This window comes from Streptomyces hebeiensis (assembly GCF_052983195.1).
Map to the genome: position 1 here is coordinate 1,937,640 of NZ_CM129812.1, position 23,276 is coordinate 1,960,915.

A 23,276-nucleotide genomic window follows, 5' to 3' on the forward strand; every position below is an offset into this window, starting at 1 on the left:
GGACCGGAAATCCCTGATACGTCCTGCGGTACGACACTTCGGCGCGAGTGCTCGACTGGTTCGGACGGGGCTCTTCGCACACCCGGCCGGGCGCCCATTGACAGGCCCTCGTTCGTCGATCAATCATCGCTGTGGCGTTCTGGTGGCCGGTTCCGGCACCGGTGTTCAGGTGGGGCGTCCGCACCGTGCGGGCGCCGATGTCTAGGAGGCTGGTGCGCAGCATGCCGACGCGGGGCGCCGAAGTCGAAGCAGTGATCCATGACTTGATGGCAACGTTGTCCACCGCGCTTCCGCGAGCGGTCCCGGCACTCGGTGCCCTTCCGCACATCGCCGACGAACGCGACTGCCCTGGAGGCTCACGCACCTCACCTCCCCCACGGATCGGACGAATCGTGGAGTAGCGGGCCCCGAGTGCCGGCTGAACAGCATCCGTGACGTGCGTCATCAGAACTCTGCAGACGGGATGAACCAGCTTTGTCGGTGCAACACACCCCCCGCGCTCCGCAGCACGCCCCCCAGGTTCTCGCCTCCCATGACGCCGCGGCAGCGCACGGCGGCGGGCCCACGGATTCCGTACGACCCGCGCCGGACACCGGACTCCCCGCCCCTTCCGGACCGGTTCCCGCCTCCTTCGCCCAGCAGCGGCTGTGGTTCCTCTCTCAGCTCCCCGGTGCCAACGAGGCCTACAACGAGCCCATGGCGTTCGCCCTGCGCGGACCGGTGGACCCGGCTCTCCTCGCCCTCGCCCTCGACGCGCTGGTCGCGCGCCACGAGACACTGCGCACGCGTCTCGTCGCCGTGGACGGGGAGGTTCACCAGCGGATCGACCCGCCGGACACCGGCTTCGCGCTCACCGTCCACGACCTCACCGGACTGCCCGACGCCGGCGCCCGGCTCGACACCATGCGGCGGGAGGAAGCGACCACGCCGTTCGACCTCGCCCGGGGGCCGCTGGCCCGTGGGCGCGTGGTCACCCTCGAACGCGGCCGGCACGGCCACCACGTACTCCTGCTGACCCTGCACCACTCCGTCTTCGACGGCCAGTCGATGAGCGTGATGATGCGGGAACTCGGCTCCCTGTACACGGCGTTGCTCCGTCAGGAGCCCGACCCGCTGCCGCCACTGCCGCTCCAGTACGCCGAGCACGCCCGCACCCAGCGGGCATGCGTCCTCGGTGAGGACTCGCGGCCCGGTGAGGCCTCGCGGTACGGCGACCTCGCCGCACAAGCCGCCTACTGGCAGCAGCACCTCCGTGACGCACCACCGTTGTCCGATCTGCCCACCGACCGGTCGCGGCCCGCCGAGCAGGATCACCGGGGCGGCCGCGTGGAGTTCACCCTGGACGCCGGCCTCACCGCCGCGCTGCGCGGCCTGGCGCGCCGCCACAGCGGGACCTTGTTCGTGGCCGTGCTGACCGGGTGGTTCATCGTGATGTCCCGGCTGAGCGGAAGGACCGACCTCGTCGTGGGCACCCCGACGGCCAACCGCCGCCGCGGCGGTGTCGCGGGGCTCATCGGCTTCTTCGTCAACTCGCTTCCCCTGCGGGTCGATCTGTCCGGTGACCCCACGGCCGAAACCGCGCTGAAGCGGGTGCGGGGCGTCCTTCGCGCGGCGCTGGCCCATCAGGAGCTGCCCTTCGAGCGGATCGTGGAACTCGTCAATCCGCCCCGCAGCGTCGCGCACACCCCTCTCTTCCAGACCATGTGCGCCTGGGTGCCCGAGCGTCGGGGCATGCTGAACCTTCCTGACATCGATGTCGAACCGCTCGACATCCCGCACGCGCCCGCGAAGTTCGATCTCGCCCTGTCGTTCACCGAGTCGGAGGGCCGTACCGTCGGCCATCTCGACTACGCCCGGGCCCTGTTCGACCACGAGACCGCGCAGCGGTACGTACGGTTTCTGCGTCATGTGCTGACGGACATGGTGGCCCGGCCGGAAGCGCACATCGGCGATCTGGAGCTGATGGACGCCGAGGAGCGGCGGCGGCTGCTCGCCGACTGGGACGCCACCGGTGCCACCGATGCCGCCGATCTCACCGACGCCGCCGATCCCGGGGACACCGCCGATGCCGCCGATCTTGGCGACACCGCCGACGCGGCCACGGGCGATGTCCTGCCCTCCCCCGCCCACGGGCACGGCCTCGTCGAGCGGTTCGAGGCGCAGGTACGCGCCCGGCCCGCGCAGACGGCGCTCGTGTGCGGGGACGAGCGGCTGGACTACGCCACGTTGGGCCGCCGCGCCGGCCGTCTCGCCCAGGCCCTGATCGCCCGAGGTGTCGGCCCCGGTCAGGTGGTCGCTCTGCACACCGGGCGCTCGACGGAACTGGTGGTGGGGGTGCTCGGCGTCCTCAAGGCGGGTGCGGCGTACCTCCCGCTCGACCCCGGGCAGCCGGCAGGCCGGCTCGCGGCCATGATCGAGGAGGCGGCCCCCGCGCTGATCCTCAGCGACCGCGCCCGCGACGCCGATGACACGACCGGCGCCGACCGGCGTCCGGGCGTGTGGCTGGACGTGAAAGCCGTCGAAGCCGAAGCCGGGGCCGAAGCCGAAGCCGAAGCGTGCGGCGCGGTGCCGACGGGCCCGGCCCCGGACCCGTCCGCGTTGGCCTACGTGATCTACACCTCCGGCTCCACCGGCCGCCCCAAGGGCGTCGCCGTGACCCACGGCAGCGTCCTCAATCTCCTCGACAACTGGCGGGCGCGCATGGGGGACGCGCCGGGCGAGCCCGCCTCCGCGTGGTCGAGCATCGGGTTCGACGGTTCGGTGCACGAGCTGCTGGTGCCGCTGACGACCGGTGGCGAACTGCATGTCGTCCCCGACGGGCTGCGCGGCGACCCCGAGGCGCTGATGGAATGGCTGCGCGAGCACCGTATCGTGCAGGCCTTCCTGCCCCCGGCGTACATCCGGTGGATCGACGAGGACCCGGAGCGGCGGCTGGCGGGGCTGCGGCTGCGGCAGTTGCTCACCGGTGTGGAGTCCCTGCCCGAGGCGGCCCTGCACCGCCTGCGGCAGCATCTTCCCGGCCTGCGTGTCTGCTTCGGCTACGGGCCGACGGAGGCGACCGTCTACAGCACCGCCTACTACGATCCCCAACCCCTGGAACGTCCGTGCCCGATCGGACGCCCGCTCGCCGGCACTCGCATGTACCTCCTCGACGAGCGGATGCGGCCGGTACCGGTCGGGGTCGTCGGCGAGATCTACCTCGGGGGCGCTTCTCTCGCCGCGGGCTACCTGCACCGCCCCGATCTCACGGACGATCGATTCCTGCCCGATCCCTTCGTCCCGGGCGAGCGTGTCTACCGCACCGGGGACCTGGCGCGACGCCTGCCCGACGGCAACGCCGTCCACCTGGGCCGCGCGGACGACCAGGTGAAACTACGGGGCTTCAGGATCGAACCGGCCGAGGTCGAGGCCGCGTTGCTGGCGGTCCCGGGAGTGCGCGAGGCGGCCGTGCTGGCCGACCGGGACGCCGCGGGCGAGGTCCGCCTGGTGGCCGGTGTCGGCCGGGGGGACACCCCCGCGCGGCAGCCGCACGAGTGGCGTGCCGCCCTCGCCGACCGGCTTCCGGAGCACATGATTCCCGCGTCGTTCGTCGACCTGACCGCCCTGCCGCTCAGCCGCAACGGCAAGCTCGACCGCGAGGCGCTGCTCCGGCTGGCCGGTGAAGCCGCCCCGGGACAGGTCAACCTGGCCAACCCCCGCGACCACATAGAGCTGACTCTCTATCAGATATGGCGGTCCGTACTGCTCCACGCCGACTTCGGCATCCGCGACAGTTTCTTCGACATCGGCGGCACCAGCCTGTCGGCCATCAAGATGGCCCACGCGGTGCGCGAGCGGCTCGGCGCGTCGATCCCGATCCGCGACATCATGCTCCATCCCACCGTCGAAGCCCTCGGCGGACTCGTCAGGCGGGGCGCGTCCGGCCCGCCGCCGAGCAGCCTGGTCGAATTCCGCAAGGGTGACGGCCACGGGCGGGTCGTCTGTGTCCATCCGGCCGGCGGCACCGCGTTCTGCTATCTGGCCCTCGCCAGGACACTGCCGCAGAGCGTCGGGCTGTACGGCATCCAGTCCCCCGGCGTGAACCCGGGGGAGGACTTCCTGCCCAGCGTCGAGGCCATGGCGGAGGCCTACCTCCGGCTCGTCGAACCGGCCGGCGACGGCCCGCTCGTACTCACCGGCCTCTCGTACGGGGGCCTGGTCGCCCACGAGATGGGCCGACGGCTGGCGCGAGCCGGCCGGCGCGACGTCGGCGTCGTGCTGCTCGACACGCAGGCCACCGACGATCCCGCGGCACGGGCCGCACTCGCCCCGGTGGACATGGCCGAGTTCCGCGACAAGCTGGTGAGGTTCAACGGCATGTACCCGGGCATCGACGACGAGCAGATCGACCAGTACTTCCGCGTCTACAACCACAACCGGCTGACCGCGCGCGACCACACGCCGGCTCCGTCGCCGGCCCGGCTGACCTTGGTCCAGGCCGTCGGGGACGGCCCCGACACCCCGTTCCTCGCCGGTGTGCGCGACTTCTGGCGGGGCCGCGCCGAAGGCGGCTTCCGCGTCGAGCCGCTGAACTGCGACCACTGGGAGATGCTGGAGAGCGCCGAGTCCCGGCGCGTGGCCGAAGTGATCGAGAACGAGCTCGACGCGCTCACCACGCCGCGCACGGCGGCCACGGCCTCGGTGGAGGCGGTGTGATGGACCGCTCCGACGAGGCCCGCCCCCAGCCGTCACCACTCGCCGCCGCCGTGCTCGGCCGGGCACGCCGCACCCCGTCCGCCCCCGCTGTCGTGGACGGCGAACGCGTCCTGGACTACGCCGCGCTGGACCGGCTGAGCGGCGCCGTGGCCCGAGGGCTGCGCGCCCGCGGTGTCCGCGAGGGACAGGCCGTCGCGGTCTGCCTGCCGCGGTCGTGGCAACTGGTCTGCGTCATGCTGGGCATACGCCGGGCCGGCGCCACGGTGGTGCCGCTGGACGCCCAGAGCCCGGGCGACCGCCGCCGCCGCATACTCGACGACTCCGCCGCGGTGGCGCTGGTGCACGAGGGCGGGAACGGCTCCGGCGACGCGCACCTCCCGCACACCGCCGAAGGCCCCCACACCACCGAAGACCCGCACGCCGCGATGTCCGGCGTCTCCGCGTCGGTCGTCCCCCTGCGCGCCGCCGACCTGCTCACCACACCCGACGCCGAGCCCGCACCCGACGCCGAGCCCACGGACGAACGTGAGGTCCGCGGGGAGGTCGAGGAGGCGGCACCCACCGCTGACAGCGCCGCCTCCTTCCTCTTCTACACCTCCGGCACCACGGGCCGTCCCAAGGGCGTCGAGGTCAGGGACGCCGGCATCCTGCGGCTCGCCCGCCCCGGGTACATCCGCCTGGCCGAGGGCGCGCGCTACGCGGGTATGTCCAACCCCGCCTTCGACGCGGTCAGCTTCGAGGTGTGGGTACCGCTGCTCACCGGCGGCACCCACGTCGTCCTGAGCGAGGAGCAGACCCAGGACCCCGCCCTGCTGGCGGACGCCCTGCGGCGGGCCCGCATCGACGTCGTCTTCATCACCACAGCGCTGTTCAACGCCACCGTCGACCAGGTCCCGGACTGCTTCTCCACCGTCGGACAGGTCCTCATCGGCGGCGAACAGCTCAACGCCACCCGTATACGCCGCTGGTACGCGGACAACCCGAGCCACACATTCACCGCAGACACCGCAGACACCGCAGACACCGCAGACACCGCAGACAACACATACGACGCAGCCGGCGCAGACGGTGCGACCCGGCTCCACAACGTCTACGGCCCCACCGAGTGCGCCACCTTCGCCCTGTGGCACCCGATCCCCCGGGACTTCGACGGCGACGTCGTCCCCGTCGGTCGTCCCCTCCCCGCCACCGGCGCCCTGCTGGTCGTCGACGGCCGGCGCGCCGCCGAACCGGGCGAGGTCGCGGAACTCCACCTGGCCGGCGAGGGCCTGGCCGTCGGCTACCGCAACCTGCCCGAGGAGACCGCCCGCCGCTTCGTCCGCCTGACCTGGCACGACGGCGGCCGTCGGCGCTGGTACCGCACCGGCGACCTGGTGCGGTGCGACGCCACGGGCTCGATCACGTACGTCGGCCGGACGGACCGGCAGGTCAAGGTACGCGGCTTCCGCATCGAACCGGGCGAGGTGGAAGGGCGGCTCACCGCGCATCCCGCGATACGGCAGGCCCGCGTCTGCGTCCGCCGGGACGCCGACGGCGCCCACCAACTGCTGGCCTACCTGGTGCTGCGCGACGAGCTGACCTTCGAGGAGTACGACCGCCATGTGACGGCGACGCTGCCGCCGTACATGCGCCCGCACCGCTCCCACCTCGTCGACGCGTTGCCGCTCAACGCCAACGGCAAGACCGACGAGTCGGCCCTGCTGGAATCCCAGGTCGAGCCGTGGCGGCGCGCCCGCACCGCGGACGGCGAGGTGACCGACGCCCAGCGGCGGTTCCTGGACCTGGCGGAGCGGATCCTCGACGTGCCCGGCCTGCGCCCCGACGACCGGTGGATCCCGAACGGCGGCGACTCGCTCAAGGCCCTGCGGCTGCGCTTCGAGGTCCGCCGCCGCTGGAACGTCGAACTGCCCCAGTCGCTCGTCCTGCGGGCCGATTTCGCCGCGCTGGCCGACGCTCTCTCGGCGGGGGCGGACGAGGCGGCCCTCCGTCATCCCCCCGTTCCCGCCCCCACCGGACGGCGCGTCGCGCCGGCCACCGCCGAACAGCAGCGCCTGTGGCTGCTCGACCGGCGCGATCCCGGCAACCGGGCCTACGACGTCCCGCTCGCCTTCCGCCTGGAGGGAACGCCCGACATCACCGCCCTGCGGGAGGCGCTGCGCCGTCTGGTGGCCCGGCACCCGGCCTTGCGCACCTCCTACCACGCCGCCCCCGACGGGCTGAGCCAGCGGATCGGTGAGCCGTACGACCCCTGGCGCGCGGCCGATGTCCGCGAGGACGAGGACTGGCGCGGCGCCGCCCGCCGGTTCTTCGCCCCGGCCTTCGACCTCGCCGAGCCGCGGATGCTGCAAGCGGGCCTGCTCCGGCTCGCCGACGGCTCCGGTGTTCTGCTGTTGCACCTGCACCACATCGCCGTCGACGGCTGGTCCCTGAACGTCCTGTTCCGCGAACTCACCACCGACCTCACCAACGCCTGCGCCCCCGGCCTCGCTCCCGAGCCGATCGCCGGTCCGAACGGCGGACTGGACGGCGTACCGGACGGCGTACCGGACGCCGGACCGCAGCCGAGCCCCGTCGAATACGCGCTGTGGCAGAGCGCATGGCACCGGACCCCGGCCTACCGCGCGCAACGCGCCGCACTTCAGCACCACTACGGGCAGCTGGAGCCGACGGCGCCACCGCTCGCACCGGCGACCGCCGCCGGCGTGGGCGCGGGCGCGGGCCGGCTGCTGCGCACGTCGCTCGATCTCCTCCAGCGCTCCCGGCTCGACCGTCTGTGCGCGGACCTCGGCCTGACCCGCTTCCAACTGCTGCTGAGCGTGTACGCCTTCAGCCTGTACGCGGTGACCGGCCAGACCCGCCCGCTCGTCGCCGCCCCCGTCGCGGGGCGGCCGGTGGCGGAGTTCGCGTCCACCGTGGGCATGTTCGCCAACACGGTGCTGCTGCCCCTGGCCCTCGCGCCGCGTGAGGGGCTGACCGAGCAACTGCGCCGGCAGGCGTCGGCGGTGCGGGAGGTCCTCGACCGGCAGGACGTGGCACTCTCCGACGCGCTGACCGACCACCGGTTCCGCGACGACGGCCCGCCCTTCGACTTCATGTTCGTCCTGGAGAACACGGAATTCGACGCGCTCGCACTGCCCGGCTGCCGCGTGAGCCCCCTCTGGCCCGAGCCCGCCGGGGCCAAGTGCGCTCTCACCCTTTCCGTCGTCGAGGGCGAGTCCGGCTTCGACTGCCTGTGGGAGTACGCCGAAGGGCAGTTCGACAGCGAACGCGTCCGGGCGGCGGCCCAGATCTTCCGCCAGGCTGTGGACCTGCTCACCACGAACACCACCGGCAACACTGGCACAGCAGGAACCACCGGCACGACAGGAACGACGGGCACCACAGCCACGCTCACCGACCTCGTCGCCCCCTACCGCCGGTCCCTCCCCGACCACGGGCGCGGGCCCGCCCTCGACGCCGGCGGCCCGGCGCCCGCCTTCGCGACGGTGGCCGAGGGCTTCGCGCGCCAGGTCCGTCGTACCCCGGACGCACCCGCGCTGGCCGTCGGCGACCGCACCCTGTCCTACGCCGAACTCGACGCCCACGCCGCGGCGTTCGCCGCCGAACTGCGCCGCCACCACCCCGCCCCGTCCGATCCCGCGGCACCGGCCCGCATCGCGCTGCACCTGCCGCCGTCGGCGGAACACGTCGTCGCGCTGCTCGCCGCCGCACGCCTCAATCTCACCGTCGTACCCCTCGATCCCGCCTACCCTCCGGCCCTGCTGCGGCAGATCCTGCGCCAGGCCGAACCCCTGGCGATCCTGGTGGCCCCGGGCGGAGAGGCGGACGTGGACGCGATCGCCCCGGCCGGACTGCCACGGCGCGCCGTCACTCTGGCCGACGTCTCCCCGGCCCTTCCGACCCCGACCCCGTCGCCGACGCAGGCGCGGGCACAGGCACCCGCGCACCAGGGGCTCCGGCCCCTCTACACGCTCTTCACCTCCGGCTCCACCGGCACGCCCAAGGGCGTGGACGTCCCGGACCGTACCCTGTGCGACCTGCTGCACTGGCAGACCCGCGAGGGCGGTCTCGGCGTGCCCGCGGTCACCCAGCAGTTCTCGATGCTGTCGTTCGACGTGTCCTTCCAGGAGATCTTCACCACGCTCTGCGCGGGCGGACTGCTGCACCGGGTGGACCCCGCGTGGCGCCACGACATGCCCGCCCTGCTGGAGCAGTTGGAGTCCGCGGGCGTCGAGCGTCTCTTCCTGCCGTACGTCGCTCTGCAACTGCTGGCCGAGCACGCCGTCCGCCAGGGACGTTTCCCCTCCCGGCTGCGTGAGGTGATCACCGCGGGCGAGCAGCTGGTGTGCACCGACGCCATCCGCCGCTGGTTCGCCGGCATGCCCGGTGCCCGCCTGTTCAACCACTACGGTCCGACCGAGACGCATGTCGTCAGCGGCCTGTGCCTGGAGGGCGACCCCGCCCGGTGGCCGCTGCGGCCGGCCATCGGGCGCCCGGTGGCGGGGGCTCACCTGCGAGTGGTCGACGACACCGGCGAGCCCGTCCCTCCGGGCGCGACCGGCCACCTCCTGATCGGTGGAGCGATGGCCGCGCCCTGCTACCTCGGCGACCCGGAGCTCAACAGGACACGCTTCGTCGAGGTGCCCGGCGTCGGCGTCTGCTACCGGACCGGCGACCTGGCGCACGTCGACGGCGATGGCCTGTTCCACTACGACGGCCGTGACGACGACCAGATCAAACTCAGCGGTCACCGGCTGGAGTTGGGGCAGGTCGAGGCGGCGCTGCTGGCGCACCCGGACATCGTGGGAGCCGTCGTGGCCCAGGCCGACGAGGGGCTCGTGGCCGTACTGCGGTGCCGGGGCGACGGGCCCGGCACCGAGGAACTGACCGGCCATCTCGCCGGACTGCTGCCCGCTCACGTACGGATCCGCGCGTTCCGCAGGGTGCCGGCGCTGCCGCGCACGCCCAGCGGCAAACTCGACCGTCGCGCGGCGCTCACCGCGCCCGGGCACGAACTGCGGACGGCGGCCGCTCCCCCGGCGCGGCTCCCGGCGGCCGAAGCCCGGCTGTGCGCCCTGTTCCACGAGGTGACCGGCAGACCCGTCGGCCCCGACGAGAGATTCTTCGACGCCGGCGCCACGAGTCTGGACCTGATGCGCTTCCACCTGCGCTGCGGCACGGACCTCGGCCTCACGTTCACGGTGGCCGACCTTTTCGAGCACGTCACCGTCCGCCGCCTCAACCGCTTCCTCCAGGCGGCCCCCCGGTCATCCGGCGGGACCGCACACCACCACCGGCCCGAGACGGCGGCGGACGAGCCCGTGGCCGTCATCGGCATGTCCGTCCGGCTGCCGGGCGCTCCTGACCTGGCGGCCTTCTGGCAGATGGTCACCACGGGCGGAAGCGGCATCGCGTACTTCCCCGCGGCCGACGGACTCGTCGGGGCGCGCAGCCAGCTGGACGGGCTGCTGTCCTTCGACCCGGAGAAGTTCGGTATCAGCCGCCAGGACGCGCGGCTGATGGACCCCCAGCAGCGACACATGCTCATGAGTTGTGTCGAGGCCCTCGCCCACGCGGGCATCGCCGCGCCCGGCCGGCGACGCGTCGGCCTCGTGGCGGCCTGCGGGGAGAACACGTACTTCCAGGCGATGCTGCGCGAGGCCGATCCGGCCGCCCTGCCCGACGGCTTCCGGCTGGCCCTGCACCACGACAAGGACTACCTCGCCACCAAGGCGGCCTACCACCTGGGCCTGACCGGGCCCGCGTTCACCGTGCAGGCGGCCTGCGCCAGTTCGCTGGTGGGCGTCCACGTCGCGGCCGGGCTGCTGCGGCAGGGGGACGCCGACGTCATGCTCGCGGGCGGGGTACTCGTCGACACCCAGCTGACGGACGGCTACCGCTACCGGCCCCAGCACATCTTCTCCCCGGACGGCCACTGCCGGCCCTTCAGCGACGACGCCGCCGGTACGGTCGGCGCGAGCGGAGTCGCCGTCGTCGTCCTCAAGCCCCTGCGCGACGCCCTGCGCGACGGCGACACCGTCTACGCGGCCATCACCGGCTCGGCCCTGAACAACGACGGCTCCGAGAAGCTCGGTTACAGCGCCCCGTCGCTCGCGGGCCAGCGCGAGGTGATCCGCACCGCCCTGCGGCGCAGCGGCCGGCGCGGCTCCGACATCGGCTACGTCGAGGCCCACGGCACCGCCACCCGCCTCGGTGACCCGGTCGAGATCGGCGCGCTGCGGCAGGCCTTCGACCTCCCCGAGTCCTCGGTCTGCGCCGTGTCCTCGGTCAAGAGCCAGATCGGGCACACGGGCGCCGCCGCGGGCGTGGTGGGCCTGGTGCGTGCCGTGCTCGCCGTCCACCACGGCGTCGTCCCGCCCACGATCGACTTCCGCCGGATGAATCCCGAGATCGGCGACGATCCGGCCCCCTTCCACGTCCCGGCCGCCGCGGGGCCCTGGCCGGCCGGGCGCCCCCGCGTCGCCGCGGTGAGCAGCTTCGGTATCGGGGGCACCAACGCCCACCTGGTCCTGGAGCACCCGGGCGAAGTGACCGCCGGGGCGACCGCCGAAGCGACCGCCGGGACGGCCACGGCGACAGTTCCGGCGGCCGTCACTGCGGCGGTCACGGTGCCCCCGCCCGTTCCGTGCCTCGTCCTGTCCGCCGACAGCGACCGTGCCCTGCGCGCGGACGCCCGGCGCGTCGCCGACTATCTGACCGCCCGGCCGGAGACCTACGCACAGGTGCTGCGCCATCTTCAGGCCGGCCGGCCAGCCCTGGCGCACCGTGCGGCGGCGGTCTGCCCGGACGCCGCGACCGCCGTGGCCTGGCTGCGCACGGCGACCGGGACAGCGGCCGGGACGACGACCGGCGCCGGGTACGGCCGCGCCGCCGCCGCACCGCCGCCCCCGATACCGGCCGACGCCCCGGCCGGGGAACTGGCCGAGGCATGGGCGGCGGGAGCGGCCGTCGACTGGCCCGCGGGTCCCGCGCCCGCCCCCTGGGACTTCCCGCCGCCCTCCTTCGACCTGACCGACCACGACTTCCCCAGGGCCACGGCCCCCCGGCCCGCGCCCCACGAGCCCCGGCCCGCGCCCGACGACCGCCGGCCCGGCGCCCACGCACCGGACGTGGACGCACACGCACCGGTCCCGGCCAGGGCGCCGGAGGACCAGTGGCTGTACCAGACCGAGTGGGTACGGATACGGCGCGCCACCCCCGTCACCGCCTCCCCCGTCACCGCCGGCTCTGCGGGCGCCGGCTCTGCGGGCGCCACGTCTGCGGGCGCCGGCTCACGGTCCGTGCGCCACGTGGTCGTCGTCGCCGACGCCGGCTCCCCACCGGAGCACTGGAAGGGCCTCGACGACGACCACACCCGGCTCGTGCACGTCACGGCGGGGCAGGCGTACGCCCGTCTCGCGCCCAGCCGCTACGAGGTGGACCCGGCCGACCCCGACTCCCTCATCGAGCTGGTGGAGGCGGTGACCCGGGAGGCCGCGGCCACGGGCGGCGCCGTGGAGTGGCTGCACGCCCTGCCGCTCGGCGTCGGCGGAACGGTCGGCGAGCAGTCACTGGAGCGCGCCCGGCACGCCTGCCTCGACACCCCGGCCGCCCTGTGCCGGGCCCTGGCCCGGACGGAGCGGGCCCGTCGCCCTCGCGTCTGGTGGCTCTCCCACGGAGCCCAGCCGGTCGGCGATCACGTCCGGCGTCCCGAACTGGGGCTGCTGGCCGGCGCGCTGGAGACACCCCGCCAGGAACTGGAGCTGGACACCCGGTGGCTGGACCTGCCCGGCGCCCTCCCGTCCGACTGGGCGGACCTGCTGCCCCTCCTGCTCACCGAGACGGTCACGGAGACGGACGCCCTGGCCGGGACGGCACCCAGGCGGCTCGCACTGCGCCGGGGCTACTGGTGGCGTGCCGTCCAGCAGCCGGTCGGCCCGCCCGCCCGGCGGACCCCGGCCGTGCTCACGGAAGGGTCCGGCACCCATCTCGTCCTCGGCGGCACCGGAGGCATCGGCAGCGCCGTCGCCGCCCAGTTGCTCCAGCGGTCCGACGCCCACGTCGTCCTGCTCGCGCGCCGGCCGGTCCTGCCGCCCGCCCTCGCCCGGTGGGCCGGTCGGGTCACGCTCGTCGAGGCGGATCTGGCCCTGGAGCCGCTGGACACCGTACTGGAGCGGCTCGCACCGTACGCCGGCCGGCTGGACGGCATCGTGCACGCGGTCGGCACGGCGGCGGGCGGTCTCCTCGTGCGCCGCGACGGCGACGCCATGCGGCACGCGACCGGGGCCAAGCTGCGGGGCGCGCTCCTGATGGAACGCCTGATCGCCACCCACCGTCCCGGCTACGCCGTCTACTGCTCGTCCATGGCCGCCACGCTCGGCGGGGTCGGCCAGTTCGACTACGCCGCGGCGAACGCGGCGCTAGACGCCTTCGCCCACCTCGCCCCCGACGACCCGGGCGGCACCGTGCGGATAGGCATCGGCTGGGACGTGTGGCGGGACGCCGGCATGGCGCGCTCCGCCCTCGCCACCGACGCCCGCCACCAGGCGCACCTGGCGGCGGGCCTGTCGTCCGACGAGGCCCTGCGGGTCTTCTCCGACGCCCTCCGGCTCCAACTGCCCCACCTGCTGGTCTCCACCACGCCGCTGGAGGAGTCCCGGTACTTCTACGAAGCCACGAGAACGGCCATGAACACGGCCACGGGCACGGCCACTGCCACGGGCACGGGCACGGGCAGGGGCACGGGCACGGCTACGAGCGCACCGGCTGTCCCCCACGAGGCGTCGGCCTCGCCTCCCGGACCGGCCGACCCGTCCGCGGCCGTCGAGCTCACCGGCGTCCTGTGCCACCTGCTCGGGGTCGACACCCTGGACCCGGACGCCCGCCTCTACGACCTCGGGGCCGACTCCCTGACCCTCCTCGACCTGCTGTCGGAGGTGAAACGGCGGTACGGAGTCGACATCGAACTGTCCCGGCTCAGCCACCAGGTGACCCTGAACGAGGTGCTGGCCCGTCTCGACGGCCGGACGGACGCCGGAAACCGGAAGGTGAGCGCGGCGAACACGGCAGAGGTGGCAGAAGCCGAGGCGCCGGTCCCGGCCCAGACGCCGGTCCCGGCCCAGGTATCGGCCCCGGCACCCGCGTCGGCCCCGGCACCGGCTTCGGACCCGGCACCGGCTTCGGACCCGGTGACCGTCGAGGTGTGGCAGCACGGCGACGGGCCCCACGTGCTGTGTCTCGTCCATCCCATCGGCGGCGACATCCAGGCGTACCGCCCCCTGGTCTCGGCGCTCTCCTCCCGGCTGACGGTCTGTCTGATCCCGGATCCCGCGTTGCGCGACCCCGACTTGCCGCCCTGGTCTGTCACCCGGAGAGCGGCCCTCTACGACGCCGCGCTGCGCGCCCGGTTCCCCGAACCCGGCACCCGCTTCCTACTCGGCGGCTGGTCGTTCGGCGCCTGGGTCGCCCTGTCGATGGCCCGCGAGGCGGAGAGCGCCGGCCGCCCCGTCGAACAGCTCTACCTCCTGGACCCGCCGCCGCCGGACGCCGGCCCTCTCCTGAGCGGCTACGCCGAGCAGGACATCCGGACGGTCTTCGAGCACGAACTGCGCGGCAACGGCGGGCGGTCCCCGCTCTCCGGACCGGGACAGGCCTACGCCGAGCGGCTCGCCCACTGCTGCCGTGCCAACCTCGCGGGCCTGGCCGCCCACCGGCCGCCCGAGCTGACACGTACTCCCAGCACCCTGTGGCTGGCGACCAGGGCGGTCACCGGTCTGCCGTCGCCGTCGGCGGGGCGGACCGGGGCGGGCGACTGGGCGCGCGTCCTGCCGGGTGGCTCACGCACGCACCACGTGGACGCCACCCACTACGAGCTCGTCGCCTGGCCCCACACCGGCCACATCGCCCGGTCGATCAACAGCGATACCGGCTGATCCCCGGAGAGCGTGTCCGGAAAGAGACCCCTGCCCCCCTGCCCCCTCCCGGGAGAACCCGCATGGAACAGTTCGCACTGGACGCCGTCGAAAGCGTCACCACCCGCCCGCGGGAGACGTACGACAGCTTCGCCGTCGACCCGCTGACCCCGCTGCTCGGCGCCGAGGTGACGGGGCTCGACCTCTCCAAGGAGCTGACACCGGAACAGGAGAAGGAGGTCAAACAGGCCTTCCTCACCCACCACGTGCTCGCCTTCCGCGACCAGCGCCTCACCCCGGAGGACCACAAGCGGTTCGCCGCTCTCTTCGGCCCGCTGCACCCCGTGGCCCTCCCGGCGGAGGGCTCGGACCCGTACATCCTGGAGATCAGCGCGAACAAGGACTCCCGGATGATCGCCGGCAACGGCTGGCACGCCGACGGCACCGCGGACGCCGAGCCGTCGCTCGGTTCGATGCTCCACATCACCCGCGTCCCGGAGGTCGGCAGCGGCGGCGACACCCTGTTCGCCAACATGCATCTGGCCTACGAGATGCTGTCGCCCGCGATGAAGACGTTCCTGGACGGGCTGACCGCCGTGCACGACGGTGCGCTTCCCTGGCTGACACAGGGCCAGACCCCGCCGCCCGAGTACGACGTGCCGCGCAACGAACACCCGGTCGTGGCCCGCCACCCCGACACCGGCCGCAAGATCCTCTTCGTCAACGCCCCCTACACCTCGCACATCACCCAGCTCTCCCGCTCCGAGAGCACGGCCGTCCTCGAGATGCTCTACACCCACATCGCGCGGACACCCCTACTGCACTGCCGGGTCCGCTGGCAGCCGAACACGCTGGTGTTCTGGGACAACCGCTGTGTCCAGCACCACGCTGTCTGGGACTACTTCCCGCACTCGCGCTACGGCCGACGCGTCGCCATCGACGGTACGCGCCCCCGGGCGTGACGGGCCCCGGGCCCGACCGCGACAGACCCCGGCCGTGACAGACCCGGCCGTGAGACACCGGCCGTGACGGGCCCCGGCCATGCGCGTGCGGCAGCGGCGGCAGCGGCGGCAGCGGCGGCGACAGCACTACGGTTCCTCCCGGTGCCGGTCGTCGCCCTGTCCCGCGTCCGCCCGGACCGCGACCGCGGCCTTTGACCCGCGCCACGGGCCGAGACCCGAGACGACGAAGAACAGCCCGGTCACGCCGTATCCGGCGAGGGCCGCACCGAGTTGGTAGTCACGTATCCGCTCGTCCGCCTGCGCGGTCGCCTGCTCCTCGTAGTCGCGCCTGCCCGTCGAGCGTGCCGTGGGGTAGTCGTACAGGTGGCAGACCGAGCGGTCGCCCGGCCGCATGAGGACGCCGTGCTCCTCACCGTCCTCGCCGAGGAGCAGGCCGGGACATTCCACGGTGTCCGGCACCGACGCCCCCTTGGCGAAGTAGACCAGGCCGGCGAACAGCGGCAGCAGGAACAATGTCAGGAACACGTTTCGAAAGCGCACCGGCCGAGCGTACGCGGACCCTCGGACCCCGAAACCTTTCGACGTTGCTCGCGAATATTGCGAGAGGTATTGACGCCGCTCCGCGGCCTCCTATCATCCAGCTTGCTCGATGAGTCGACCCTTGTTCGACATCTCGAACATCCCGGTCCCGCTCCGCTCCATGACAGGACACCTCCCACTCAAGAATCAGAGGTCCTCATGCGCAGAGGAAGTTTCAGCCGCAAACACCTGTCCGTAGCGCTCTCCGCCACGGTCGCGGCCCTGGTCTCATTAGCGGCGACGCTCGTCGTCAACCCGGCCCAGGCGGCCACCAGCGCGTGTTCCCTTCCGTCGACGTACCGGTGGACATCGACGGGCGCGCTGGCGCAGCCGGCGAACGGGTGGGTCTCACTGAAGGACTTCACCAGCGTGAACTACAACGGCAAGCGCCTGGTCTACGCGTCGAACGTGTCGGGATCGTCCTACGGCTCGATGAGGTTCAGCCCCTTCACGAACTGGTCGGACATGGCGTCGGCCGGCCAGGCCGGGATGAGCCAGGCCGCCGTGGCACCCACGCTGTTCTACTTCGCGCCCAAGAACATCTGGGTGCTGGCGTACCAGTGGGGGGCGTGGCCCTTCATCTACCGCACGTCGAGCGACCCCACCAACCCCAACGGCTGGTCCTCGCCGCAGCCGCTGTTCACCGGCAGCCTCCCCGACTCCGGAACCGGCCCGATCGACCAGACCCTGATCGCCGACGGCCAGAACATGTACCTGTTCTTCGCCGGTGACAACGGCAAGATCTACCGGGCGAGCATGCCGATCGGCAACTTCCCGGGCAACTTCGGCTCGTCGTACACGACGATCATGAGCGACTCGAGGAACAACCTGTTCGAAGGGGTGCAGGTCTACAAGCTTCAGGACCAGAACCAGTACCTCATGATCGTTGAGGCGATGGGTGCGAACGGGCGCTACTTCCGCTCGTTCACGGCCTCCAGCCTGAGCGGTTCGTGGACCCCGCAGGCCGTCAGCGAGAGCAAACCCTTCGCGGGCAAGGCCAACAGCGGTGCCACCTGGACCAATGACATCAGCCACGGTGACCTGGTCCGCAACAACCCGGACCAGACCATGACCGTCGACCCCTGCAACCTGCAGTTCCTCTACCAGGGCAAGTCGCCCTCCGCGGGCGGCCCCTACGACCAGCTGCCCTGGCGGCCGGGTGTCCTCACGCTCCAGCGCTGAACGCGAGGAACCCCGGCCGTGCACCGGCCGGGGTTCCTCTTTCTCAGCTCCTGGGAGTCGGCTTCTCAACTCCTGGGTGTCAGCGGACCCCTCAGGCGTTCACCGGCTCCGGGTCCGGCTCCGAGGCCGGGGCGCCGGCCGGTCCCGAGGCCCCCGGGCCCTCGTCCCCGCCGCCCCGCTTCGCCGCGCGCTTGGCCGACTTCTTCGCGGCCCGGCGCTCCTTGCGCAGCTCCACCACGGCGTACAGCGTCGGCACCAGCAGCAGCGTCAGGACGGTCGAGGTCACCAGACCGCCGATCACCACCACGGCCAGCGGCTGGGCGATGAAGCCGCCCTCGCCCGTGACGCCCAGCGCCATCGGCAGCAGCGCGAAGATCGTCGCCAGCGCCGTCATCAGGATCGGGCGGAGCCGGTGGCGGCCGCCCTCGACGACCGCGTCGACCACGCTCAGGCCCTGGGCCCGGTACTGGTTGATCAGGTCGATCAGCACGATCGCGTTGGTGACCACGATGCCGATCAGCATCAGCATGCCGATCATCGCCGGGACGCCCATCGGCGTACCGGTCAGGATCAGCAGGCCGAGCGCGCCGGTCGCCGCGAACGGGATGGACACCAGCAGGATCAGCGGCTGCACCAGCGACCGGAACGTCGCGACGAGCAGCATGAACACGATGGCGATGGCGGCCAGCATGGCGAGGCCGAGGTTCACGAACGCGTCGTCCTGGTCCTCGGTGACACCGCCGATGGACGCGGTCGCGCCCTCCGGCAGGTCCAGCGCGTTGATCTTCGTCTGGAGTTCGGTGCTGACGGCGCCGGTGTTGTCGCCGGTGGGCCGGGCGGTGATCGTCGCGGCGCGCGCGCCGTCGATACGGGTCATCGAGACCGGACCGGGGACGAGCTTCACGTCCGCGACCTGACCCAGCTTCACCGGGCCGAGCGGGAGGTTCTTCAGCTCCGCGACCGTCGTGGCCGGCTCGGCCGAGGTGATCACGACATCGCGCTCGGTGTCGTCCAGGACCGCCGTGCCCGACCGCGTGCCGCTGACCGCCTGGGCGACGGCCCCGCCGATCGCGGTGTCGTTCAGACCGGCCTCCGCGGCCTTCGCGTTGGCCTTCACGGAGATGCGCGGGACGCTCTGGGACAGGTCGCTCTGCACGTCCGTGACGTCGTCCAGGTCGGCGACGGCACCCTGGACCTGGTCGGCGGCCTTGCGCAGCGTGTCCGCCTCGGATGCCTTGACCACGACGCTCAGGTCCTGGCCGGCGAAGCCGTCACCGCCGCTGATGGTCGTCGTGCCGACGCCGTCGAGCCCGGCCAGCGCCTTCTCGATCTTCTCCTGGGCCTTCTCGTAGGACGCGGAGTCCTTCAGCGTCACCTGGTACGACGCCTGGTTCGCGCCCGTACCGCCGCCGAAGGCGGCCATGAAGCCGGAGGAGCCGATGGTGACCTGGTAGTCCTTGACCTCGTCGATGCCGACGAGGGCCTTCTCGACCTTCTTCGCGGCGGCGTCGGCCGACGCCAGGCTGGTGCCGGGCGCGAGCTTCTGCTTGACGCTCAGGACTTCCTGCTCGCCCTGGTCGAAGAAGTTGGTCTTGAGCAGCGGTGCCATCCCGAACGTGCCGAACAGGACGACGATCGCGATGACCACGCTGGTGACGCGGCGGCGGGTCGCGAAGCGCAGCACCGGCACGTACAGCCGCTGGAGCCTGCTGCGGTTCTCCTTCTCCTCCGCCAGGCGACGGGCTTCCTCGGGGTCGACCCCGTCGATGTCCTTGGGGGCGCGCAGGAACCAGTACGACAGGACCGGTACGACCGTCAGCGACACGAGCAGGGAGGCGAGCAGCGCCGCCGTCACCGTCAGCGAGAACGAGCCGAACAGCTCGCCGACCAGGCCGCCGACCAGACCGATCGGCAGGAACACGGCGACGGTGGTGAGGGTGGAGGAGGTGACCGCGCCCGCGACCTCCTTGACCGCGGTGAGGATGGCGTGCTGCCGCTCCTCGCCGTAGCCGAGGTGCCGCTTGATGTTCTCCAGGACGACGATCGAGTCGTCGACGACCCGGCCGATCGCGATGGTCAGGGCGCCCAGGGTGAGCATGTTGAGCGACAGGTCACGCGTCCACAGCACGATCAGCGCCAGGAGGACGGAGAGCGGGATGGAGACCGCGGTGACCAGCGTCGAGCGGACGGAGGCGAGGAAGACCAGGATCACGAGGACCGCGAAGACCAGGCCGAGCACGCCCTCGGTGGTCAGGCCGGAGATCGACTTGGAGACGGCCGGGCCCTGGTCGCTGACGACGGTCAGCTCGGCGCCGGAACCGAGGTCCGTCCGCAGGCCGGGCAGCTTGTCCTGGACCGCGTCCGAGATCGCGACGGCGCTGCCGTTGTTGTCCATGGTGGCCGAGACGGCGAGGCTGGGCTTGCCGTTCGTACGGGTCAGGGAGGTCGCGGCGGCCTGCTTCTGCTCGACCTTGGCGATGTCCCCGAGGCGTACGGGCTCGGCGCCCGCGCCACCGGCGCCGCCAGCGCCGCCGGGGGCCGCGCCCGCGCCGGCCGGGGGCGTGATCCGCAGGTCCTCGATCTGCTTCAGCGAGGTGTAGCCGCCGCCGACCTGGACCGTACGGCTCTTGCCGTCCTCGTCGAACGCGCCCGCCGGGACCGTGGCGCCGCCGGCCTTCAGGGCCTCGGAGAGGGCCATGGTGTTCAGGCCCGCCGCGGCGAGCTTCTTGTCGTCGGGCGTGACGGCGACCTGGAGGTCACGGACACCGTCGATGCTGACCTGGCCGACGCCGTCGATGTCCTCCAGCGCGGGCACGACGGTGCGCTCCAGCTGGCCGGCGAGTGCCTGCTGGTCCTTGTCCGAGGTGACGGCGAGGACGACGGTCGGGATGTCGTCCGTGCCGCCGGCCACGACCTGCGGGTCGACGTCGGCGGGCAGCTGGGCGCGGGCGCGGTTCACGGCCTGCTGGATGTCGGCGACGAGCGGCTTGTTGTCGCCGCCGCCGAAGTCGAAGCTGGCCATGATCACGGCGCTGCCCTCGCTCGCCGTGGAGGTGACGCCGCTGATGCCGTCGACCGCCTTGATCGAGTCTTCCAGCGGCTCGACGACCTGCTTCTCGACGACATCGGGGGAGGCGCCCTGGTAGGGGGCGATCACCGAGACCATCGGAAGCTCGATGGAGGGCATCAACTGCTGCTTGAGCTGGGGTATCGCGATGGCCCCGAAGACGATCGCGATGATCGACATCAGACCGATCAGGGCCCGTTGCGCGAGGCTGAATTTCGACAGCCAGGACATGGGGTCTCTCTTCTGTGGTGTACGCGGCGGCTGGGCTCTGCGGCCCCCCGGCGGCCCGGCGCGAGCCGCCCGTGCCGGGCACCGCACGCTGTGGCGCGAAGCCTGCCGGACACGGATGGCCCGTCGTGGACCCGTCATGGAACCCGTCATGGAACGGAAGGGAACAACGGCCCATCTCTACGATCAGCCATCCCCGGCACCGCTTTCGTAGGCCCCAGGTCCATTTCCTTGACCGCCGCGTACCGCGCTTGGAGTACGCGGAGGCGGGGGCTCACTCCACCCTTGGACGTACAAGGCCCGACTCATAGGCGATGACCACCAATTGCGCGCGGTCGCGGGCACCCAGTTTCGCCATCGTCCGGTTCACATGCGTCTTGACGGTCAGCGGACTGACCGAGAGCCGCTCCGCGATCCCGTCGTTGGAGAGACCGCCCGCGACCTGGACCAGGACCTCGCGTTCGCGCCCGGTGAGGGCCGCCAGGCGTTCGGCGTACGCGCCGGTGGCCGCCTCGCCGTCGGCGCCGGCACCGTCCTGGGCGAGGAAGCTCGCGATCAGGCCCTTCGTCGCGGCGGGCGACAGCAGCGCCTCACCGGCGGCGGCGATGCGGATGCCGCCCAGCAGTTCGTCCGGCTCGGCGCCCTTGCCGAGGAAGCCCGCGGCGCCTGCCCGCAGGGACTGCACGACGTACTCGTCGACCTCGAACGTCGTCAGCATCACCACGCGCACCCCGGCGAGATCGGGGTCCGCGCTGATCATGCGGGTGGCGGCCAGCCCGTCCGTACCGGGCATCCGGATGTCCATCAGGACGACATCGGCGCGGGCCGACCGGGCCACGGCCACGGCCTGCGCGCCGTCGGCGGCCTCGCCGACGACCTCCATGTCGGGCTCCGAGTCCACGAGCACGCGGAACGCGCTGCGCAGCAGGGCCTGATCGTCCGCCAGGACCACCCGTATCTTCTTCTCCGTCATTCCCGTCCGTCCTCCCCCGTACGGCAACCGGCCCGGTCCTCGGTGTGACCGGCCGGCTCGACCGGCAGTATCGCCTGGGTGCGGAAGCCGCCGCCGTAGCGGGGTCCGGCGCTGAGGGTGCCGCCGAGAGCGGTGACGCGCTCGCGCATGCCGACCAGGCCGTGGCCGCCGGAGGCGATGTGGGGGGTCATGCCGGCGGTCTCGCCGGGGGCCCCGTTCGAGCCGTCGTCCAGGACCGTTATCTCGACGGCCGGGCCGACCCGTACGACGCTGACCTCGGCCTTGGCGGACGGGCCCGCGTGCTTGCGGACATTGGTCAGGGCCTCCTGGACGATCCGGTACGCGGCGAGGTCCACGGCGGCGGGGAGACGGCCGGCGGGCAGGCCGAGGGGTCCGGTCAGGCCGGTCGTCACGTACGTGACGGGCAGTCCCGCGTTGCGGAAGGTGTCCAGCAGCGCGTCGAGCTGCGCGAGGCCCGGCGCCGGTTCGGTGGGCGCGTCGGAGTCGCCGGACTGGCGCAGCAGGCCGACGGTGACGCGCAGTTCGTCGAGCGCGGAGCGGCTGGCCTCCCGTACGTGAGCGAGCGCCTCCTTCGCCTGGTCGGGACGCTTGTCCATGACGTGGGAGGCGACCCCGGCCTGGACGTTGACCAGCGCGATGTGGTGGGCGACGACGTCGTGCAGGTCCCGCGCTATGCGCATCCGCTCCTCGGCGACCCGGCGGCGGGCCTCCTCCTCGCGGGTGCGTTCGGCGCGTTCGGCACGCTCCCGGATGGCGTCGACGAAGGCGCGCCGGCTGCGCACGGCGTCCCCGGCCGCGCCGGCCATCCCGGTCCACGCGAAGATCACCAGGTTCTCCTGCGCGTACCACGGCCCCGGGCTGGTCCACATCGCCACGGCGGTGAGCACGGTCATGGTCGCGAGGCCGACGCGCCAGGTGGTGGGGCGGTCGGTGTGGGCGGCGACGGTGTAGAGCGCGATGACGACGCTGAACGACGTGGTGGTGGGCGGGCTGCCGGTGAGCAGGTCGAGGAGGGTGATCCCGCCGGTCCCCACCAGCACCGCCAGCGGCGCGCGCCGCCGGAAGGCGAGAGCGAGGGCACCGACCACGATCAGGACGATGCCGGCGACGTCCGGGGTACGGGTGTCGAAGGTGGGCCCGTGGGGCCCCCGGTGCGGCTCGGCGAACGCCCCGATGACCATGACGACGAGCGTGGCGGTGGCGAGGCACCCGTCGACGGCGAGCGGATGCGAGCGGGACCAGAACCGCGTACGGGCGAAGGCGGGGGCCAGGGGGGTCACGTCGGTCGCCTCCGTCGGGGGTGGTGGCCGGGCCGGCCGGGCCGGGGTGCGGAGCCATTGTCCGCCGGGAGCGACGGTACGGGTGCGGCTGGGTACGGGACGCGGGGCGGGTGCTGGTGCCCGGCACGGCGGGGTGCCGGCGCGGCGGGGATGCCCGGGGTGCCGGCGTGCCGGCGCGGCGGGGTGCTCCTCCGCCGCGCCCACCGGAGAGCGGCAGGCGGCTGTCACCCACCGCGCACGGCGAGGGGCGAGGGCGATCGGGGGTGGTCGCCGGGCGTCGTTCCAGGGCGCTTCGTGCCCGGGGCTCGCCACCTCTCACGCTCGTTCCTCCGCGTATCGCGACACCGGACGCAGAAGACGGCGGCCACCGGATCCGCG

General features: G+C 72.8%; 7 protein-coding genes and 1 pseudogene. 4 read left to right on the forward strand and 4 right to left on the reverse strand.

Annotated features, from left to right (window positions below):
• Positions 1–480: 480 nt before the first annotated feature.
• The 3 genes from ACU6P3_RS08335 to ACU6P3_RS08345 all read left to right on the forward strand — a co-directional run bounded on the left by ACU6P3_RS08335 (position 481) and on the right by ACU6P3_RS08345 (position 15,568).
• Positions 481–4,695: a non-ribosomal peptide synthetase gene (locus ACU6P3_RS08335; RefSeq protein ID WP_447196561.1), complete on the forward strand. Its 4,215-nt coding sequence runs from the start codon at positions 481–483 to the stop codon at positions 4,693–4,695.
• Complete coding sequence (locus ACU6P3_RS08340) at positions 4,695–14,627, forward strand: SDR family NAD(P)-dependent oxidoreductase (RefSeq protein ID WP_447196562.1); 9,933 nt, start codon at positions 4,695–4,697, stop codon at positions 14,625–14,627. The genes ACU6P3_RS08335 and ACU6P3_RS08340 overlap by 1 nt, the downstream gene beginning before the upstream one ends.
• Before the next feature lie 62 nt (positions 14,628–14,689).
• The gene (locus ACU6P3_RS08345) at positions 14,690–15,568 is read left to right on the forward strand and encodes a TauD/TfdA dioxygenase family protein (RefSeq protein WP_447196563.1); all 879 of its coding nucleotides are present in this window, start codon (positions 14,690–14,692) and stop codon (positions 15,566–15,568) included.
• Between the two features lie 126 nt (positions 15,569–15,694).
• On the opposite strand, the gene ACU6P3_RS08350 is transcribed toward ACU6P3_RS08345, so the two are convergent.
• A complete protein-coding gene (locus ACU6P3_RS08350; RefSeq protein WP_447196564.1) occupies positions 15,695–16,108 on the reverse strand; it encodes a hypothetical protein in 414 nt (137 codons plus the stop codon).
• A 318-nt stretch (positions 16,109–16,426) separates the two neighbouring features.
• Between ACU6P3_RS08350 and ACU6P3_RS08355 the strand changes: the two are divergent.
• A pseudogene (locus tag ACU6P3_RS08355) lies at positions 16,427–17,329 on the forward strand (non-reducing end alpha-L-arabinofuranosidase family hydrolase); the annotation flags it as partial.
• A gap of 91 nt (positions 17,330–17,420) precedes the next feature.
• Here the strand turns inward: ACU6P3_RS08355 and ACU6P3_RS08360 are convergent.
• The 3 genes from ACU6P3_RS08360 to ACU6P3_RS08370 all read right to left on the reverse strand — a co-directional run bounded on the left by ACU6P3_RS08360 (position 17,421) and on the right by ACU6P3_RS08370 (position 22,898).
• Positions 17,421–20,627 carry an efflux RND transporter permease subunit gene (locus tag ACU6P3_RS08360; protein ID WP_447196565.1) on the reverse strand — a complete coding sequence of 1,069 codons (3,207 nt, stop codon included), beginning with the start codon at positions 20,625–20,627 and terminating at the stop codon, positions 17,421–17,423.
• A 271-nt stretch (positions 20,628–20,898) separates the two neighbouring features.
• Complete coding sequence (locus ACU6P3_RS08365) at positions 20,899–21,597, reverse strand: response regulator (protein WP_447196566.1); 699 nt, start codon at positions 21,595–21,597, stop codon at positions 20,899–20,901.
• Positions 21,594–22,898 (reverse strand): sensor histidine kinase, encoded by a 1,305-nt coding sequence (locus tag ACU6P3_RS08370; protein WP_447196567.1) that lies wholly within the window; start codon positions 22,896–22,898, stop codon positions 21,594–21,596. The genes ACU6P3_RS08365 and ACU6P3_RS08370 overlap by 4 nt, the downstream gene beginning before the upstream one ends.
• Positions 22,899–23,276 lie beyond the last annotated feature (378 nt).